Here is a 15,933-nt window from a genome sequence, read left to right as displayed (position 1 = left end):
ACAACCTGTCGTCCAGCGTGGATCCACGCGACTAGCCGCTCTATGAGCATGTCGGCTCGTCCCCCGCGAAGCGGTTGGTCGGGCGCGTGACGTGCCGCGAGCACACGATCCTTTCCCAAGATCGCAGGGGATGACGTGTGATCGGGTCAATTCGAGGGTCGGTGACGGCAGCAAGTGGCATGATGGCCTCCGGGCGCCAGATTGCGGCATCGGAGGTGTCGCCTCAACGAAGGTGAGCCGACGCTTCAGGACAGATGCACGTCACTTTCGTCGTGCTCTGCTGCCCCTGAGCCTGCAGTACGGAATCGGCTTCGATATTCGTTGGGCGTGACGCCTAGTCGACGCAGGAATACGCGCCGGAGTGTATCGCCTGATCCGAACCCGGCCGCGTGCGCGATCACTTTGATCGGAGCTCGACTATCTTCCAGCAAGCCGCGTGCGATATCAATCCGGGCCAGCTCCACGTAGGCAGCAGGGCTCATCCCCAACTCGTTTCGGAACAGGCGAGCCAGGTTGCGTGGGCTGACGCCGACGATCCTGGCGAGCGTCGCCAGACTCAGGTCCGCTTTGGGATCCTCCAGTATATGTATCTGAACTTTGTCGAATGGGTCGTTGGCGCTGGTCTGGGCCGTGAGCGTGGCGCTGAACTGAGACTGCCCGCCGGGTCGCTTCAGGAAGACGACCAAGCGCCGCGCCACCCACAAGGCGAGCGCACGTCCATGGTCCTCCTCGATCAGCGAGAAGGTGAGGTCAATGGCCGCCGTAACGCCTGCCGAGCTGAACACGGACCCATCACGGACGAAGATGCGATCTGGTTGGACCTGTATGTCGGGAAATTTGGCGGCGAGCTGATCGGCGTATTCCCAGTGAGTGGTGACGCTGCGCCCGGATAGCAGTCCGGCATCGGCCAGCACGAAGGCGCCCGTGCAGGTCGAGCCGTATCGCCTCGATTGCATGGCCTGCTCCTGCAGCCAGTCGCGAACCGCCTCCCCGGGGTGCTCTGGCACGCCATAGGGACCGACAACGATCAGAGTGTCTGAGGGATCGGCGGCGTCATGGATCCCCGCGTCGGGAAGAAACCTGACGCCCGACGCACTCTCCGCCGTCAAGCCGTCGTCGGTTATCAGGCGAACGCGATATTGCTGACCCGACGAGATCTTGCGGTTGGCCTCGAAGAAGGCATCCCGAACGCCCGCTATCTCGAGCAGATGCACACGCCGGGGCGCGAATATGGTGATGAGCACCGTCTGCCTCTTTCCCGTAGCGCGCCATGTCCGAAGCCGAGCATACGCTCAGCTTCTGTCGATAAAAAGAGCTGCGTGATCGAGTTAAGCTTAACATTTCGCTATTCCGGCTAGCCATTACGAGAGCTCCGACATGCGATGCGGCGGGGTCGCTTACAGCGGCGGAACGGCGGAGTTTTCTCCGGAAGGTCGGCCCATCCAGAGTTCACGACATCATACGCGAGATCAAACGAAGGGACTAGTAGCGGCTTAGCTCCAGCAGATCGCAGTCTGGGCTCAAGTCTAATGATGTAGTCTAGCGACTCGCCTGACGGCCTCGAACGTCAGTATGAATGGATTTCCGGAGTTGGTGGCGCGCGAGAGGCCGTGAGTGACCGTTTTTGGGCGCTTGCGGACATTCATCTCTCTTCGTGAGGGGAGCCGCTACGCGGGTTAGCCGGTGATTCCCGTTCACCGCTCAACCCCGCGTGCCCGATCCCGAACGCTCCCGATTGACCGCCTTCGGAGGCTGCGCTATCGCCTGCAGCTGCAAAACAGGATTGCAAAACATTCCTGCGCTGCCTTGCGAAAAGCACGCTTTTTTGCGGGTTTGCGGGTATAGCACAATGGTAGTGCAGCAGCCTTCCAAGCTGAATACACGGGTTCGATTCCCGTTACCCGCTCCACCGCGCTGCCGCGGCGAGAGGCTTGGCGCCGAGCCTTCTGATGGAGCGCTCATCTGACCGTCAGGCGGGACGGGCCGCTCGCGAAGCCTGACCCGGACAAGGGCAGCGGAGACGTCGCGCGACAGGTCCGTGAGCGCGAGACGATCTCCCCGACCCGCTACACGGCCCGCTTCAACGGGTCCGGCTTCTTCCCGTCGGGCAGTCGCTCGGCGAGATGCTCGAAGACGATCCGCTCGCTGAACGGCTTGGCGATGAACGACGCCTTCGCGGGCATATCGTCCTGCTCGGGCAGGACGTGGCCGCTGGCGATCACGATCTCGATGTGGGGCCAGTGCTGGTCGACATGCCGCGCCAGATCGAAGCCGTTCATGCCGCGGCCCAAGTCGACGTCGGAGAAGAGCAGCGTGACCTCCGCCTGCCGCTGCTCCAGCAGACCGATGGCCTCCTCGCCGTCCAGGGCGTCGTGGCAGCGGAAGCCGGCATGCTCCAGGATGTCGCGTGCCTGCATCAGGATGAAGGCATCGTCGTCGACGATCAGCGCATAAGGCTCGGTGGACAGCGTCATCGCGGTTTAACCAGATCAAGATGACGATCGTTCCGGCGGCGGCGGTACCGCGCCCGTCCCGCCATGCGACAGTCGCGGGCCGCTGTTTCCACGCATCCGCCGGGGGCGCGGCCGCGTATCTTCCTCCCCAGAGAGGAGAGCGGCCGATGCCGGATCTCGCGCGTGTCGAGCGGAGCATCGCGATCGGGGGCGGCCGGCGCGTGGTGCTCTACGCCGCGGCGGCGGGCGACGAGGCGCGCGCGCGCAACCTCGTCTGCCTCGATCGCGACGGCCGAGTCGTGTGGCGCGGCGAGCTGCCTGCCGCCTCCGGGCCCGACCGCTTCGTCGCGGTGGAGCGCGACGGCGACACGCTGCTGGTCGACACGCTCAGCGGCCGGCGGCTCGCGCTCAGCACCGGCACCGGGCGCGCGCCGCGCTGAGCGGGCTTGACAGCGCGACGCTGTTTGTGTACAGAACACGAACATCGAGATGATGTGAGTCGGGCCGGGCGGTTCGGGAGCGAGGCTCCCGCCGCGCCGGCCCGCTCGCGTTTCAGCGGGAGATCGGCGATGCGGGGCGAGCGCTCGGACGGGGCGGGAGCGCGCGCGCGCGCGGCGAGGGCGCCCGGCGCGGCTGGCCGCGGTCCCGCCGCCATCACTGCCGCCGCGAGCGCGTCGGCCGCGGCGGGCGAGGGTCACGCCGGCCCGCGCCCGGCCGCGGCGACCCCGGACCTCGCCGCGCCGGCGGTGCCGCTCGACGCTGCCACCCGCGCCTGCTTCCTCGACCAGCTCGCGCTGCTCGGCTGTCCCGCGCGCGCCGCCGCCGCGGTCGGGATCGCGCCGGTCTCGGCCTACGCGCTGCGACGGCGCAGCGCGCGCTTCGCGGCGGCGTGGCGCGACGCACTCGCGATCGGCTACGAGCGGCTCGAGGCAGCGGCGCTGCGCCAGTTGCTCGAGCACGAGGCGCCGCTCGACCTCGCCGCCGCGGTGGCGCTGCTCGATCGCCACCGCGCGGCCGCGGCCGGCGCGCCGGTCGCGCCGCCCGCGCAGCGCGGCCGGCGGGCAGCGCTCGGTCCCTTCGGCGCCGAGCTGGCGCGCCGGCTGCAGCTCTACGCCGGCGCGACGCCGGGCGCGCGCCGCACCCCGGTGTCGGCCGCCGTGGCCGCCGCGGTCGACGCGCTCGAGCGCGACGCGGCGGCGGACGCCAGCGCCGCCGCGGGTGTCGACGCCGACGCACCCGTCGACCCGGACGCGGCCGGCACCGGCGCCGGCCCGGATGTCGGCGCCGCGGCGTCCATCGACCTCGGTGCTGCCACCCGGATCGAGGCGGGACTCTCGCGACCTCCTCCCTGTGCTCCCGCGAACGCGGGAGAGCAGGACGATCGAGCGCCGCACGTCGCGGCGCCACGTGGCTCTGGGTTCCCGCGGGCGCGGGAACACCCTTCGTCCGACGGTTGGCGCGGAGGGATCCACGACGGTCCGCCTGACGCCGGCCCGCCCGCGTCGGCGGTCACGTCCGCCTTCGCGATCCACTCACGGGGCGAAGCGGCGTGGCTCGCGCGGCCGAGCGCGCCCGAGGCGGCGCGGGGGCGGTTCGCCGTCGACCCGCCCGACGCCGCTGCCGTCCTCGCCGCGCTGCTGAGCGCCGGGGACGCGCGACCGGTCGACGCGGCGTGTCCCGCGCGGTCGGACGGTCGGCCGGGGCTGGTCGGCACCCGCGTCGATGCGAGTCGCCCCTTCTACCCGGGCGGCGCGTCGCCGCCGCGTGCGACGCCCGCCGCGCGCCCGCGGGTGTGGGCATGACCGCGCCGCTCACGCGCTCGCTGCGCGCGCTGCGCCGGCTCGCCCCCGCCGCGGCCGCACCCGTGGTCGAGCAGCTCGACGAGGCGACCCGCCGCGTACTCGTCGCCGACTGGGCGAGCTGGGCGCATCCGGGGCAGCTCGCACCCGGCGGCGACTGGCGCGTGTGGCTGATCCAGGCCGGGCGCGGCTTCGGCAAGACCCGCGCCGGCGCCGAGTGGGTCGCGGCGATGGCGCGCGCGCGGCCCGAGGCGCGGATCGCGCTGGTCGGTGCCACCGCGGAGGACGCGCGCCGCGTGATGGTGGAGGGGCCGAGCGGGCTGCTCGCGGTGGCGCGGCACGCGGGCGGTGCGGTGTGGCGGCCGAGCCTGGGCGAGCTGCGCTTCGACGGCGGCGCGGTGGCGCAGGTCTATTCCGCCGCCGCGCCCGAGGGGCTGCGCGGCCCCGAGCACCATCTCGCCTGGGCCGACAAGCTCGGCAAGTGGCGCGACGCCGCGGCCTGGGACAATCTGATGCTGGGGCTGCGGCTCGGCGAGGCGCCGCGCGCGCTGGTGACGACGACGCCGCGCGCCACCGCGTTGCTGCGCCGGCTCGCCGCCGCGCCCGACACCGCGGTGACGCGCGGGCGCACGCGCGACAACCCGCATCTGCCGCGCGCCTTCCTCGCCGCGGCCGAGGCGCATTATGGCGCGACGCGGCTCGGGCGGCAGGAGCTCGACGGCGAGCTGATCGAGGACGTCGCCGGGGCGCTCTGGCCGCGCGCGCTGCTCGAGCGCCAGCGCGCCGCGACACTGCCCGCGCTGGTGCGCGTGGTGGTCGGGGTCGACCCGCCCGCGGGCAGCGGCGGCGACGCCTGCGGCATCGTCGCCGCCGGGCTCGGGCGCGACGGCCGTGGCTATGTGCTCGAGGACGCGAGCGTGACGGGCGCGAGCCCCGAGCGCTGGGCGCGCGCGGTCGCCGCCTGCGCCGCGCGCCACGCCGCCGAGCGAGTCATCGCCGAGGCCAACCAGGGCGGCGAGATGGTGGCGCAGGTGCTGCGCGCCGCCGACGCCGCGCTGCCGCTGCGGCTGGTGCATGCGACGCGCGGCAAGGCGGCGCGCGCCGAGCCGGTGGCGGCGCTCTACGAGACCGGACGGGTATGGCACGCGCGCGCCTTCCCCGCGCTGGAGGACGAGCTGGCCGGGCTGGTCGCGGGCGGCGGCTACGAGGGGCCGGGGCGCTCGCCCGATCGCGCCGACGCCTGCGTCTGGGCGCTCACCGCGCTGCTGCTCGGCGAGGGCGGCGCGGTGCGGGTGCGCGTGCTGTGAGCGGCGCGGGGGCGCGACGGCCCGATTGATCCACGCTAAAGCCGCGCACCCGGCGCGGTGGCAGGATGCGCGGACGATGGAACGCTTCTTCGCCGCGCTCGCGACCCGGATCGCCTCCGCCTCGGGTCAGCCGGTGACCTTCGCGCTGGCGCTGGCCTCGATCCTCGCCTGGGCGGTCACGGGGCCGATCTTCGCCTGGTCCGACACGTGGCAGCTGATCATCAACACCGGCACCTCGCTGGTGACCTTCCTGATGGTGTTCGTGATCCAGAACTCGCAGAACCGCGACGCCGCGGCGGTGCAGGCCAAGCTCGACGAGATCATCCGCGCGCTCGACAGCGCACGCGGCGAGTTCATCGGCATCGAGCATATGACCGACCGCCAGATCGAGGCGATCCGCGCCGCGCTGGAGAAAGAGGCGGGGCACGAGCCGGGCAAGGTCGGCACCGTCGACGACAGCGTGGAGACGCTGCTGGAGCGGCGCTAGGCGGGGCGTCGGCGCGGCCGGGAGACAGGGACACGACCCGCTGACCTGCGGGCCGGCCCACGCGAAGAATGCCGGTCTCGCCTGAGGTCATCTTGGCGAGGCCGGGACCTGCGCCGCGCGGCCAGTGGCTTGTCTGAGACCGCTAGCACCGCGCCTTCCGTCGTCATCCCGGCGAAGGCAGGGATCCATACACGCTGACGTGGCGACTCCCTCGACGGTCCACGCGTCTGGATCGCCGCCTTCGCGGGGATGACGGTTGAGTAGGGGCGGGGTCAAATGGCCGCACCATGCGGGTCGGGGGAGGGAACGCGGCTTCAAGGCGATCCTACCCGCCGACATCGTCGCCGAGCACCGAGCACCGAGCACCGAGTGCCGAGCGCCGAACACCTCACGCCTGCCGCCCCGTGCCACCCGCCCGCTGCGGTCACCGCCGCCGGCCCGTCGCCGACCGACACACCACCATCCGAGGAGACCTCCATGGCCTGGTTCCGCAAGACCGCGCCCGCCTCCGCGGCGGCGCGGCCGCCGCTCGCGCGCGCGTCGGGCATCGCCGCGCCGCCGCCGCCCGCCGTCTGGCCGCAGGGCTATGAGGCGCAGGTGCGCGCGGGCTATCTCGGCAACGCCATCGCGCAGCGCGCGGTGCGGCTCGTCGCCGAGAGCGTCGCCAGCGCGCCGCTCGCCGGCGACGATGACGCGCTGCGCGCGCTGGTCGCCGCCCCCGCGCTGCTCGAGACCGTCGCGGCGCAGCTGCTGCTCCACGGCAACGCCTTCGTCCAGCCGCTGCGCGACGCCGAGGGCGCGCCCGCCGCGCTCTACCCGCTGCGCCCCGAGCGCGTCAGCGTCGAGCTCGGCGCCGACGGCTGGCCCGCCGCCTTCCTCTACCGCGTCGGCGCGCGCGCCACCCGGCTCGCGCCCGAGGCGGTGATCCACCTGCGCCGCTTCCACCCGCTCGACGACCATTACGGCCTCGGCTGCCTCGGCGCCGCCGCGCCCGCGGTGGCGATCCACAATGCCGCGGCGGCGTGGAGCAAGGCGCTGCTCGACAATGCGGCGCGGCCCTCGGGCGCTCTGGTCTATGACGCGCGCGACGGCGCGACGCTGTCGCCCGACCAGTTCCGCCGGCTGCGCGACGAGATGGACGCGGGCTTCGCCGGCGCGAGCAACGCCGGTCGGCCGCTGCTGCTGGAGGGCGGGCTGACGTGGCAGCCGCTCAGCCTCACCCCCGCCGATATGGACTTCGCGGGCACCAAGGCGGCGGCGGCGCGCGAGATCGCTTTGGCGTTCGGCGTGCCGCCGATGCTGCTCGGCCTGCCCGGCGACTCGACCCACGCCAATTACGCCGAGGCCAACCGAGCGCTGTGGCGGCTGACCGTGCTGCCGCTCGCCGACGCGATCCTCACCGGGCTCGCCGCGGGGCTGGCGCGCTGGTGCGGCGAGGCGGCGCTGCGGGTCGACCTCGACCGCGTGCCCGCGCTGGCCGAGGACCGCGAGCGGCTGTGGCGGATGGCGGCGGCGGCGGACTTCCTCTCGCCCGAGGAGAAGCGCGCGATGGTGGACTGGCGATGAGCGCGCCGCGGGACGCGGGCGCCGCCGCGGTGCTGGCGCAGCTGCTCGCGCAGCTCGCGGCGGAGGGCGCCGACCCGGCCGGGCTGCGCGCGGTCGCGGAACAGGCCGGCGAGCTGGGCGCGACTCGCGCGCTCACCCGGCTCGGGCTCGCCGACGCGGGCGCGGCGGGCGACGTCGCCGCGTTGCGCGAGCTGCTGCAGACGTGGCGCGCGGCGAAGCGCTCGGCGTGGCGCGCGCTGCTCGGCTGGGTGACGCGCACGCTCGGCGCGCTGCTGCTGCTCGGGCTGGCGATGCGGCTCGGCGTCGACCTCGGCGGGGACGGCAAGTGAGCGGCCTGCGCTGCGGCGGCTATGCCGCACTGTGGGACCGCGTCGACCGCGTCGGCGACGTGCTGCGCGAGGGCGTGTTCGGCGCGCGACCGCGCCTCGTGCCGCTGCTGTGCCAGCATCGCGGCGCGCCGGCGGGGGTGCTGCTGCGGCTCGACGACGACGCGCGCGGGCTGCTCGTCACGGCGCGGGTCGACGATCCGGCGGTGGCGCGTGCGGTGAAGAGCGGCGCGCTGCCGGGCTTCTCGGTGGCGTATCGCGCGCGAGTCGTGCGCCAGGGCGCGCACCGCGCGATCGTCGCGGCCGACCTGGTCGAGCTCAGCCTGGTCGCGGTGCCGATGCAGCCCGGCGCGCTGGTCGAGTGGTGGGAGGAGCCGCCCGCTCCCGACGCGCGCCCGGATCCGCCGGGATGAGGTTCACGCGAAGACGCGAGGACGCGAGGACGCGCGGCAGAGAGAGGGCGCTCGGCGCCGGATCGGGCCGAGTCGTGCTCCGGCGCACGCCGGATCCCAGGGTCGCGAGCCTCGGCCCCGCGGCGCTAGGCTCCTGCTTTCGCAGGAGCACGGGGCAGGTCGAGCGACATGGATGAGCCTCCAGCGCCCGCGTGGATCGCGCCCCCGGCGCGTAGCGCCAGCACGATGTTCGCGCAGAGGCGCAGAGGCGCAGAGGCGCAGAGACGCGGAGCGGACGCGCGTCGGGCGGTCGTCCTGTCGCATCACGCCGGCGAGAGGCAGGAGCGCTGCCGCGCTCGAACCCGCTCTGCGTCTCCGCGTCTCTGCGCGAACAATCCTTCTGCTTCGCGCCTTCGCGTGAGTCTCTTCTCCGTACGCCACGCGAGCGCGGCCGGCGCTGCCTCGCACCACAGCTTCACCCAGAAGGAGACCGACCATGACCGACACCGTCGACGCGCGCCCGCTGCTGGAGGGCGCGAGACCGGAGGGCGACGCCGCCTTCGCGCGCTATATCCGCACCGGCGCGACGCTGGAGACCAAGGCCTTCACCGGCACCACCGGCGAGGGGGGCGGGGTGGCGATCCCGACCCAGCTCGACGGCACGATCGACGCGCAGCTCGTCAGCCTCAGCCCGATCCGCGCCATCGCCAACGTGGTCCAGGTCGGCAGCGCGGGCTATCGCAAGCTGGTCACCAGCGGCGGCACGCCCGCGGGCTGGGCCGGCGAGACCGACCCGCGCCCGGTCACCGCGACGCCGACCTTCCACGAGCTGGTCCCGCCCGGCGGCGAGCTCTACGCCAACCCCAGCGCGAGCCAGGCGATGCTCGACGACGCGCTGTTCGACAGCGAGGCGTGGCTCGCCGCCGAGATCGCGACCGAGTTCGCCAAGGCGGAGGGCGCCGCCTTCGTCACCGGCAGCGGGGTGGGGCGGCCGCGCGGCTTCCTGACCTCGCCGGCGAGCGCCGAGGCGGACGGCGCGCGCGCGTTCGGCACGCTGCAATATCTCGCCAGCGGCGCGGCCGGGGCGTTCGCGGGGGATCCCGGCGAGCGGCTGATCGACCTCGTCCAGGCGCTGCGCGCGCCCTACCGCCAGGGCGCGTGCTTCGTGATGAACGCCGCCACCGCCGCGCAGGTGCGCAAGGTCAAGACGCGCGACGGCCAGTTCCTGTGGCAGCCCGGGCTGGCGGCGGCGCAGCCCGCGACCCTGCTGGGCTATCCGGTGGTGGAGGCGGAGGACATGCCCGACGTGGCGGCGGGCAGCGCCTCGATCGCGTTCGGCAATTTCCGGCTGGGCTATCTGATCGCCGACCGCGGCGACACCGCGGTGCTGCGCGACCCGTACAGCAACAAGCCCTTCGTCACCTTCTACGCGACCCGTCGCGTGGCCGGCTGCGTGAGCGACAGCGATGCGATCAAGCTGCTGAAGTTCGTGGAGAAGTGAGAGGCTAAATCCTCCCCGCTCGGCGGGGAGGGGGCGCCTTGAGGGGCCGCACGGTCGAGTTCGGCAGGCTCAGATCCTCTCCGCGAGCGGGGAGGATCTGAGAACCGCGTCCGCCTCGCCTCCCATCATATCAGGAGATCCGTCATGCCGATCCTCAGCGGCGCGCCCGGTGCGGTGGCGCTGGGCGAGGCCGATCGCGCCGCCGCGCTCGCCGCGCTGCGCGCCGAGCTGCGCGCCGCCGCCACCGACGACGATGCGCTCGCGCTCGCGCTGGTCGAGACCGCGCTCGGCGCCGCCGAGCTGTTCCTCGGCCAGGTGCTGATCGCGCGCCAACTGGTCGCCGCGCTGCCCGCGCGCGCCGCGTGGCAGCCGTTGCCCGCGCGCCCGGTGCGCCACGTCGAGGCGCCCGCCGCCGCGATGGTCGACCTCGACGAGCAGGGCACCGGCTGGGTCCGCACCGCCGCGCCCGTCGAGATCCGCTTCACCGCGGGCGTCGCGGGCGACTGGGCCGGGCTGCCGCCCGCGCTGCGCCACGGCGCGGTGCTGCTCGCGGCCTATCTCTTCGCCGACCGCGGCGGCGCGACGCCGCTGCCCGCGGCGGTCACGGCGCTGTGGCGCCCGCACCGGACGCTGCGGCTGGTCGCGGAGGCACGCGCGTGAGCGGCGCGGTGGAGCGGATCGCCGCGCGGCAGGTCGCCGCGGCGAGGGCGCGCGTCGCGGCGCGGCTGCGCGCGCTGCTGCCCGGGACGCGGATCGAGCTCGTCGACGACGGCGTCGCGGTGAGCGGGCGCGGCCTGGTGCGGCGCTGGCTCGCCGACCCGCGGCTCGGCTGGTGGCGCGCGTGAGCGGCGCCGCGGAAGGCGCCTCCGCGACGCTGCGCGCGGCGGCGCTGGCGGCGCTGCGCGAGATCGCCGTGACGCGCGTGTTCGACGGCACCGCGCCGCGCGCGGCGGTGCCTTACGCGCTGCTGCGCGAGCTCGCCGCGACCGACTGGGGCAGCAAGACGCATGACGGGCGTGAGCTGCGGCTGGGCGTGACGATCCGCGACGAGGGCGAGAGCGGCGCGCGCGCCGAGCGGCTCGCCGCGGCGGCGGAGGCGGCGCTGCTGGCGCTGCCGCCGCTCGCGGGCGCGTGGCAGGTGGTGAGCGTCGCCCCGGTGCGGCTCGCGCTGGTGGCGGAGGCGCCCGCGCGCTGGGCCGCGCTGGTCGACGTCCGCGTGCGGATGCTGCGGGCGGGTGACTGAGATTCTCCCCGGCACGGGGTGGGGGACCGCCGCGCGTCAGCGCGGTGCTGGAGGGGGGGCTCCGCGAGCGCTGCGCTGCGTGGAATGAAGCACGTCCGCCGACGCAGCGCTGCGTGGAGAGCCCCCTCCACCACGCCACTTCGCGTCGCGGTCCCCCTCCCCGCGAGCGGGGAGGATTGCACCGTCTCATGCCCTGATCTCACCGACTCAAACCCACCCACCAACAAACCAGGAGAACCGACATGGCAGCGGAGAGAGGCAGCGCGTTCCTGCTCAAGGTGACGGACGGCGGCGGCGGCTATCGCACCGTCGCGGGGCTGCGCACCACGCAGCTCAGCGTCAACGGCGAGGCGGTGGCGATCACCAACAAGGACTCGGGCGGCTGGCGCGAACTGCTCTCCGGCGCGGGCGTGCGCTCGGTCAGCGTCGCCGCGGCGGGGATCTTCACCGGCTCCGCCGCCGAACAGCGGGTGCGCGCGAGCGCGCTGGCGGGCACGCTCGACGATTACCGGCTCACCTTCGAGAGCGGCGAGGCGCTGGCCGGGCGCTTCCTCGTCACCAAGCTCGACTATGCCGGCGACTACAACGGCGAGCGCAGCTACACGCTGGCGCTGGAGAGCTCGGGCGCGGTGGCGGCGGCGTGAGCGCCTGCCCGAACCCCGCGCCCGCTAACCCCGCGAGGGGCGAGGCGGCGATCCGCGTCGCGGGCGAGACATGGGTGCTGCGCCCGAGCTTCGCCGCGCTGGTCGCGGCCGAGCAGGAGCTGGGGCCGCTGTTCGCGCTGGTCGAGCGCGCCGCGGCGGGGCAGCTCGCGCTCGCCGAGCTGGTGGCGCTGTTCTGGCACTGTCGGCGCGACTGGCCCACGGCGCTCACCCGGGACGCGCTCGGCGAGGCGCTGGTGGCGGGCGGGCTCGCCGCCGCCACGCCCGCGCTCCACGCTTTGCTGCGCCAGGTGCTCGCGGGGCTATGAGCGGCGCTGGGCGCGGGCCCGACCCCACCTTCGCCGCGGCGGCGACGCGGCTCGCCGGTCTGGCCGCGCTCGCGCTCGGCTGGCGCCCCGACGAGTTCTGGCGCGCCACCCCGGCCGAGCTCGCCGCGCCGGGCGAAGCGCTCGCGCCCGAGCGACCCCCGCCCCCCGACGCGACGCTGCGCGAGCGCTTGCAGGAGATGTTCCCCGATGGATGAGGAGATCGAGCGGCTGGTGATCGGCGTGCGCGCCGACACCGCCGGTTTCGCGCGCGACCTGGACGCGATGCGCGGCCAGGTCGAGGGCCCGTTCGCGCTCGGCGCGGCGCGCGCCGGCCGCGGGCTGGAGCACGCGCTGCTCGACGCGGTGCGCAAGGGCAAGCTCGGGCTGGACGAGCTGCGCGGCGTCGCGATGGGCGCGATGGACGCGGTCGCGCGCGCGGCGCTGCGCGACGGCGTCGCCAGCGTCACCGGCGGCGGCGGCGCGACCGGGCTGCTCACCGGCCTGCTCGGCGGGCTGTTCGGGCTGGGCCACGGCGGCGGCGGGCGCGAGCGGGGCGCGCCGACCCCGTCCTTTCCGATGCAGCGGCCCGGTGGGGCGATCGACCTGCTGCGCCAGACCGCGGCGCCGTCGCGCCGCGGCGACCTGCGGCTCGCCATCACCGTCAACGCGCACGCCGGCGAGGCGCCGCGCGCGCTGGAGCGATCGGCGCGGCAGGTGGCGCGCGCGGTGCGCGCCGCGCTCGAGGAGGCGGAGTGATGCCCTATTGGCTCGCCACCCAGCGCGCCGAGCAGGCGACCGACTGGCTCACGCGCTTCGACCCGCGCTACTGGACGGTCAACTTCCCGCGCCCGATGATGGCGGCGGCGACCAACCCAGCGCCCGACGTGCTGCGCGTCGACGCGGTCTTCTACCGTCGCGACGATCTCGCCGGCATCATCTGGGAGAGCGTCGACCGGTACGACCATCCGCTGCTCGGCTATGACACCGAACGCGACTATCGCGCCTGCCGGCTGCGCTTCCGCTGGCGCTCGTCGGGCGTGCGCGCGCTCGACCAGGTCGACGGGCCGACGCTGACGATCGAGGGCCGCGACGCCGCCGGCCAGGCGCGCGCCTGGTACGTGCGGCTGTGGAACTATGCGCAGGGCTCGCCCGAGGACGCCGAGGTGGCGCTCGACTTCGCCGCGCTCGACGCCGGCTTCGCGCTGCCCGCCGACCGCGACCCGGTCTGGGCCGGCGACATCGACCGGCTGTTCGTCTCGCTGGTCGCGCCCGGCTACGACCGGAGCGCCGCGCCGCTCGACGCGCCGGCGGAAGGCTGGGCCGAGCTCAGCGGCATCACCGTCGACGGCGCGGGCGCGGTGCTCGCGATCGGCGACGTCATGGTGCCCGCGCACGACCTGCGCGTGGCGAGCGGCTACGACGACCATTACCACCTCACCCCGGCGCGGCTGCTGCGCAACGCGCTCCAGCTCGGCTATCGCGGCGCGATCGACCATTATGTCGGGATGAGCCACTATTTCCGCCTCGAGGCGGTAGGTGCGGGCGCGGACACGCGCTGGCTGGTGAGCCGCCGCGGCGGCACGCTCAACGCGCCCTGCGCCGCCTGGCACGCCGATCTCGCGCGGCGCGCGGCGCAGCTCGGCTATGAGCTGATCTGGTCGCTCTCCTACGAGCTGCTCGACCGGCATTGCTGGGACGATTGGAAGCAGCGCGACGCCGACGGCACCCCCGCGCTGACCGGGTGGGACCCGCCCTCGACCCTGCTATCACCGACCCACGCGGGCGCGATGGACTATCTCCACGCGGTGGCGCGCGCCTTCGTCGCGATCGGCGCGGACGCGGGGCTGGCGCCGCGCTTCCAGGTCGGCGAGCCGTGGTGGTGGATCGCCGCCGACGCGCGGCCGTGCCTCTACGACGAGAGCGCGCGCGCCGCGCTCCAGCCGGTCACGGTTCCCTCGCTGCGCGGCGCGCTCGACGATGCGCAGCTGGCGACGCTGGATCGCGCGGCGACGGCGCTGGCGCGCTCCACGTCGGCGCTGGTGGCGGCGGTGCGCGGCGACTGGCCGGGGTGCGTGAGCTACCTGCTGATCTACCTGCCGACATTGCTCGACCCCGCGATGCCGGGCGCGCGGCGGCTCAACCTGCCGGACGGCTGGGCGTCGCCCGCCTTCGATGGTCTCCAGCTCGAGGATTACGACTGGGTCACCGCGGGCGCGACCGGCGCGAGCGAGCGCGGCGCGGCGTTGGTCGGCGCGACGCTCGGCTATCCGGCGGAGCGGCAGGAGTATCTCTCCGGCTTCGTGCTGCGCGCCGACGATCGCGGCGCGTGGGCAGCGATCCTCGCCGCGGCCGCGGCGGCGCGGCGGCGCGGCGTGGCCGCGCGCTATCTCTGGGCGCTGCCGCAGGTGCTGCGTGATGGATTGGTCTATTGGCAGGGGGAGGACGAGATGGACGCGTTCGACGACGTGCTGTTCCCGCTCGCTCTGGGGCGCGAGGCCGAGGTGGCGCCGGGCTTCTCCACCGCGGTGACGACCAGCGCGGGCGGGCACGAGACCCGCACCGTCGCCTGGGCCGAGGCGCGCACGCGCTACGACGTCGGGCCGGGCGTGCGCGGCGAGGCGGATATCGCGCTGCTGCTCGCTTTCTACCGCGCGCGCCGGGGGCCGGCACGCGGCTTCCGGCTGCGCGACCCGTTCGACTGGCAGGCGCGCGAGGTGCTGCTCGGGCACGGCGACGGCGCGACGCGGCGCTTCGCGCTGGTGACGCGCTACGGCGACGCGACGCGGCGGATCACGCGGCCAGTGGCGGGGAGCCTACGCGTCGCGGTGGCGGGGGCGGCGACCGCGGCCTTCACGCTCGAGCCGCTCGGCGTGATCGTGCTCGACGACGCGCCCGCGGCGCGCGCGGCGGTGACCGCGTCGTTCGACTTCGACGTGCCGGTGCGCTTCGCCGAGGACCGGCTGAGCGTCGCGCGCGCGACCTATCTGGCGGGCAGCGCGCACAGCGTGCCGCTGGTGGAGCTGCGCGAGGCATGAGCGACCGGGTGCTGGCGCTGGCCTTGTGCTGGCGGCTGGAGCGGCGCGACGGCGTCACCCTGGCGCTGACCGCGCACGACCGCGACCTCGTCATCGACGGGCTGGTCTATCGCGCCGCGCCGGGGATGACGCCCTCGGCGGTGGCGCTCGGCAGCGGGCTCGACGCCGACACGATGGCGGCGGAGGGCGCCTTCACCGCCGCGGCGATCACCGCGCGCGACCTCGCCGACGGGCGCTGGGACGGCGCGCGCGTGGTCTGCCTGGCGGTAGACTGGAGCGACGCGAGCGCGGCGCCGCTGCCGCTCGGCGAGGGGCGGATCGGCGCGGTGACCGCGCGCGACCGCGACTTCACCGCCGAGCTGAGCGGCGCGCAGGCGCGGCTCGACCGCCCCGCGGTGGAGCTGACCGCGCCGACCTGCCGCGCCGAGCTCGGCGACCGCCGCTGCCGCGTGATGATGGCGGCGCGGCGGCGCTTCGCGCGCGTGGTTGCGGCGGACGGCGCGGTGCTGACGCTCGACGCGGCGGAGCCGGTGGCGGGGGCCTATGCGGGCGGCGCGCTGCGCTGGTTCGGCGGCGGCAACGCGGGGCTGGTCAGCGCGGTGACGGGCTCGGCGGGTGCTGGCGTGACGCTGGAGGAAGTGCCGGTTCATGCGGTGGCGGCAGAGACGCTGGTGGAGCTGGTCGAGGGCTGCGACAAACGGCTCGCCACCTGCGCGGCGCGGTTCGGCAACGCGGTCAACTTCCGCGGCGAGCCCTATGTGCCGGGCAACGACCTGCTGACGCGCTACCCGGTGGGGTGAAGGGGGTGTCTGGCACGGAGGAGTCCGGCGCAGAAGGAGATCCTCGCGGGATCA

Annotated in this window: 19 protein-coding genes and 1 tRNA gene; 18 read left to right on the top strand and 2 right to left on the bottom strand. The window is 74.5% G+C overall.

Annotated features, from left to right (window positions below; all coding sequences use genetic code 11):
- Positions 1 to 245 precede the first annotated feature (245 nt).
- On the bottom strand, positions 246 to 1,244 hold the full coding sequence (locus K7957_RS07570) for a GlxA family transcriptional regulator (RefSeq protein ID WP_223011370.1): 999 nt from the start codon (positions 1,242 to 1,244) through the stop codon (positions 246 to 248).
- A 591-nt stretch (positions 1,245 to 1,835) separates the two neighbouring features.
- On the opposite strand from K7957_RS07570, the gene K7957_RS07565 reads away from it, so the two are divergent.
- Positions 1,836 to 1,909, top strand: a tRNA-Gly gene (locus tag K7957_RS07565).
- Positions 1,910 to 2,066: 157 nt separating this feature from the next.
- On the opposite strand, the gene K7957_RS07560 is transcribed toward K7957_RS07565, so the two are convergent.
- Positions 2,067 to 2,474, bottom strand: coding sequence for a response regulator (locus K7957_RS07560; protein WP_223011369.1), 408 nt, complete (start codon positions 2,472 to 2,474; stop codon positions 2,067 to 2,069).
- Positions 2,475 to 2,620: 146 nt separating this feature from the next.
- On the opposite strand from K7957_RS07560, the gene K7957_RS07555 reads away from it, so the two are divergent.
- The 17 genes from K7957_RS07555 (at position 2,621) to K7957_RS07475 (ending at position 15,879) form a co-directional block, all read left to right on the top strand.
- Positions 2,621 to 2,893 (top strand): DUF7957 family protein, encoded by a 273-nt coding sequence (locus tag K7957_RS07555; protein WP_223011368.1) that lies wholly within the window; start codon positions 2,621 to 2,623, stop codon positions 2,891 to 2,893.
- Positions 2,894 to 3,022: 129 nt separating this feature from the next.
- Positions 3,023 to 4,255, top strand: a complete 1,233-nt coding sequence (locus tag K7957_RS07550) for a hypothetical protein (protein WP_223011367.1) — start codon at positions 3,023 to 3,025, stop codon at positions 4,253 to 4,255.
- Positions 4,252 to 5,559, top strand: coding sequence for a DNA-packaging protein (locus K7957_RS07545; RefSeq protein WP_223011366.1), 1,308 nt, complete (start codon positions 4,252 to 4,254; stop codon positions 5,557 to 5,559). The genes K7957_RS07550 and K7957_RS07545 overlap by 4 nt, the downstream gene beginning before the upstream one ends.
- A gap of 76 nt (positions 5,560 to 5,635) precedes the next feature.
- The gene (locus tag K7957_RS07540) at positions 5,636 to 6,046 is read left to right on the top strand and encodes a low affinity iron permease family protein (protein WP_223011365.1); all 411 of its coding nucleotides are present in this window, start codon (positions 5,636 to 5,638) and stop codon (positions 6,044 to 6,046) included.
- A 477-nt stretch (positions 6,047 to 6,523) separates the two neighbouring features.
- Positions 6,524 to 7,612: a phage portal protein gene (locus K7957_RS07535; protein ID WP_223011364.1), complete on the top strand. Its 1,089-nt coding sequence runs from the start codon at positions 6,524 to 6,526 to the stop codon at positions 7,610 to 7,612.
- The gene (locus tag K7957_RS07530) at positions 7,609 to 7,941 is read left to right on the top strand and encodes a DUF6127 family protein (RefSeq protein WP_223011363.1); all 333 of its coding nucleotides are present in this window, start codon (positions 7,609 to 7,611) and stop codon (positions 7,939 to 7,941) included. The genes K7957_RS07535 and K7957_RS07530 overlap by 4 nt, the downstream gene beginning before the upstream one ends.
- Entirely contained in the window at positions 7,938 to 8,351 is a 414-nt protein-coding gene (locus K7957_RS07525; RefSeq protein ID WP_343228340.1) for an HK97 family phage prohead protease, read from the top strand. Before K7957_RS07530 ends, K7957_RS07525 begins: the two co-directional genes overlap by 4 nt.
- Before the next feature lie 475 nt (positions 8,352 to 8,826).
- A complete protein-coding gene (locus tag K7957_RS07520; protein WP_223011362.1) occupies positions 8,827 to 9,831 on the top strand; it encodes a phage major capsid protein in 1,005 nt (334 codons plus the stop codon).
- A gap of 144 nt (positions 9,832 to 9,975) precedes the next feature.
- Positions 9,976 to 10,491 carry a head-tail connector protein gene (locus K7957_RS07515; RefSeq protein WP_223011361.1) on the top strand — a complete coding sequence of 172 codons (516 nt, stop codon included), beginning with the start codon at positions 9,976 to 9,978 and terminating at the stop codon, positions 10,489 to 10,491.
- The gene (locus K7957_RS07510) at positions 10,488 to 10,676 is read left to right on the top strand and encodes a hypothetical protein (protein WP_223011360.1); all 189 of its coding nucleotides are present in this window, start codon (positions 10,488 to 10,490) and stop codon (positions 10,674 to 10,676) included. The genes K7957_RS07515 and K7957_RS07510 overlap by 4 nt, the downstream gene beginning before the upstream one ends.
- Entirely contained in the window at positions 10,664 to 11,074 is a 411-nt protein-coding gene (gene gp17, locus K7957_RS07505; protein WP_343228339.1) for a tail completion protein gp17, read from the top strand. Before K7957_RS07510 ends, gp17 begins: the two co-directional genes overlap by 13 nt.
- Positions 11,075 to 11,316: 242 nt before the next feature.
- Positions 11,317 to 11,718 (top strand): phage tail tube protein, encoded by a 402-nt coding sequence (locus K7957_RS07500; protein ID WP_223011359.1) that lies wholly within the window; start codon positions 11,317 to 11,319, stop codon positions 11,716 to 11,718.
- Entirely contained in the window at positions 11,715 to 12,044 is a 330-nt protein-coding gene (locus tag K7957_RS07495; protein WP_223011358.1) for a gene transfer agent family protein, read from the top strand. The genes K7957_RS07500 and K7957_RS07495 overlap by 4 nt, the downstream gene beginning before the upstream one ends.
- Complete coding sequence (locus K7957_RS07490; RefSeq protein ID WP_223011357.1) at positions 12,041 to 12,259, top strand: phage tail assembly chaperone; 219 nt, start codon at positions 12,041 to 12,043, stop codon at positions 12,257 to 12,259. Before K7957_RS07495 ends, K7957_RS07490 begins: the two co-directional genes overlap by 4 nt.
- The gene (locus tag K7957_RS07485) at positions 12,252 to 12,800 is read left to right on the top strand and encodes a tail tape measure protein (protein WP_223011356.1); all 549 of its coding nucleotides are present in this window, start codon (positions 12,252 to 12,254) and stop codon (positions 12,798 to 12,800) included. Before K7957_RS07490 ends, K7957_RS07485 begins: the two co-directional genes overlap by 8 nt.
- A complete protein-coding gene (locus K7957_RS07480; RefSeq protein WP_223011355.1) occupies positions 12,800 to 15,079 on the top strand; it encodes a DUF2460 domain-containing protein in 2,280 nt (759 codons plus the stop codon). The genes K7957_RS07485 and K7957_RS07480 overlap by 1 nt, the downstream gene beginning before the upstream one ends.
- The gene (locus K7957_RS07475) at positions 15,076 to 15,879 is read left to right on the top strand and encodes a DUF2163 domain-containing protein (RefSeq protein WP_223011354.1); all 804 of its coding nucleotides are present in this window, start codon (positions 15,076 to 15,078) and stop codon (positions 15,877 to 15,879) included. The genes K7957_RS07480 and K7957_RS07475 overlap by 4 nt, the downstream gene beginning before the upstream one ends.
- Positions 15,880 to 15,933: the final 54 nt, after the last annotated feature.

The sequence above is a fragment of the Sphingomonas yunnanensis genome (assembly GCF_019898765.1).
In the GTDB taxonomy this organism is placed as follows: Bacteria; Pseudomonadota; Alphaproteobacteria; order Sphingomonadales; family Sphingomonadaceae; genus Sphingomonas; species Sphingomonas yunnanensis.
This window is presented reverse-complemented; position numbering and strand designations above follow the sequence as displayed.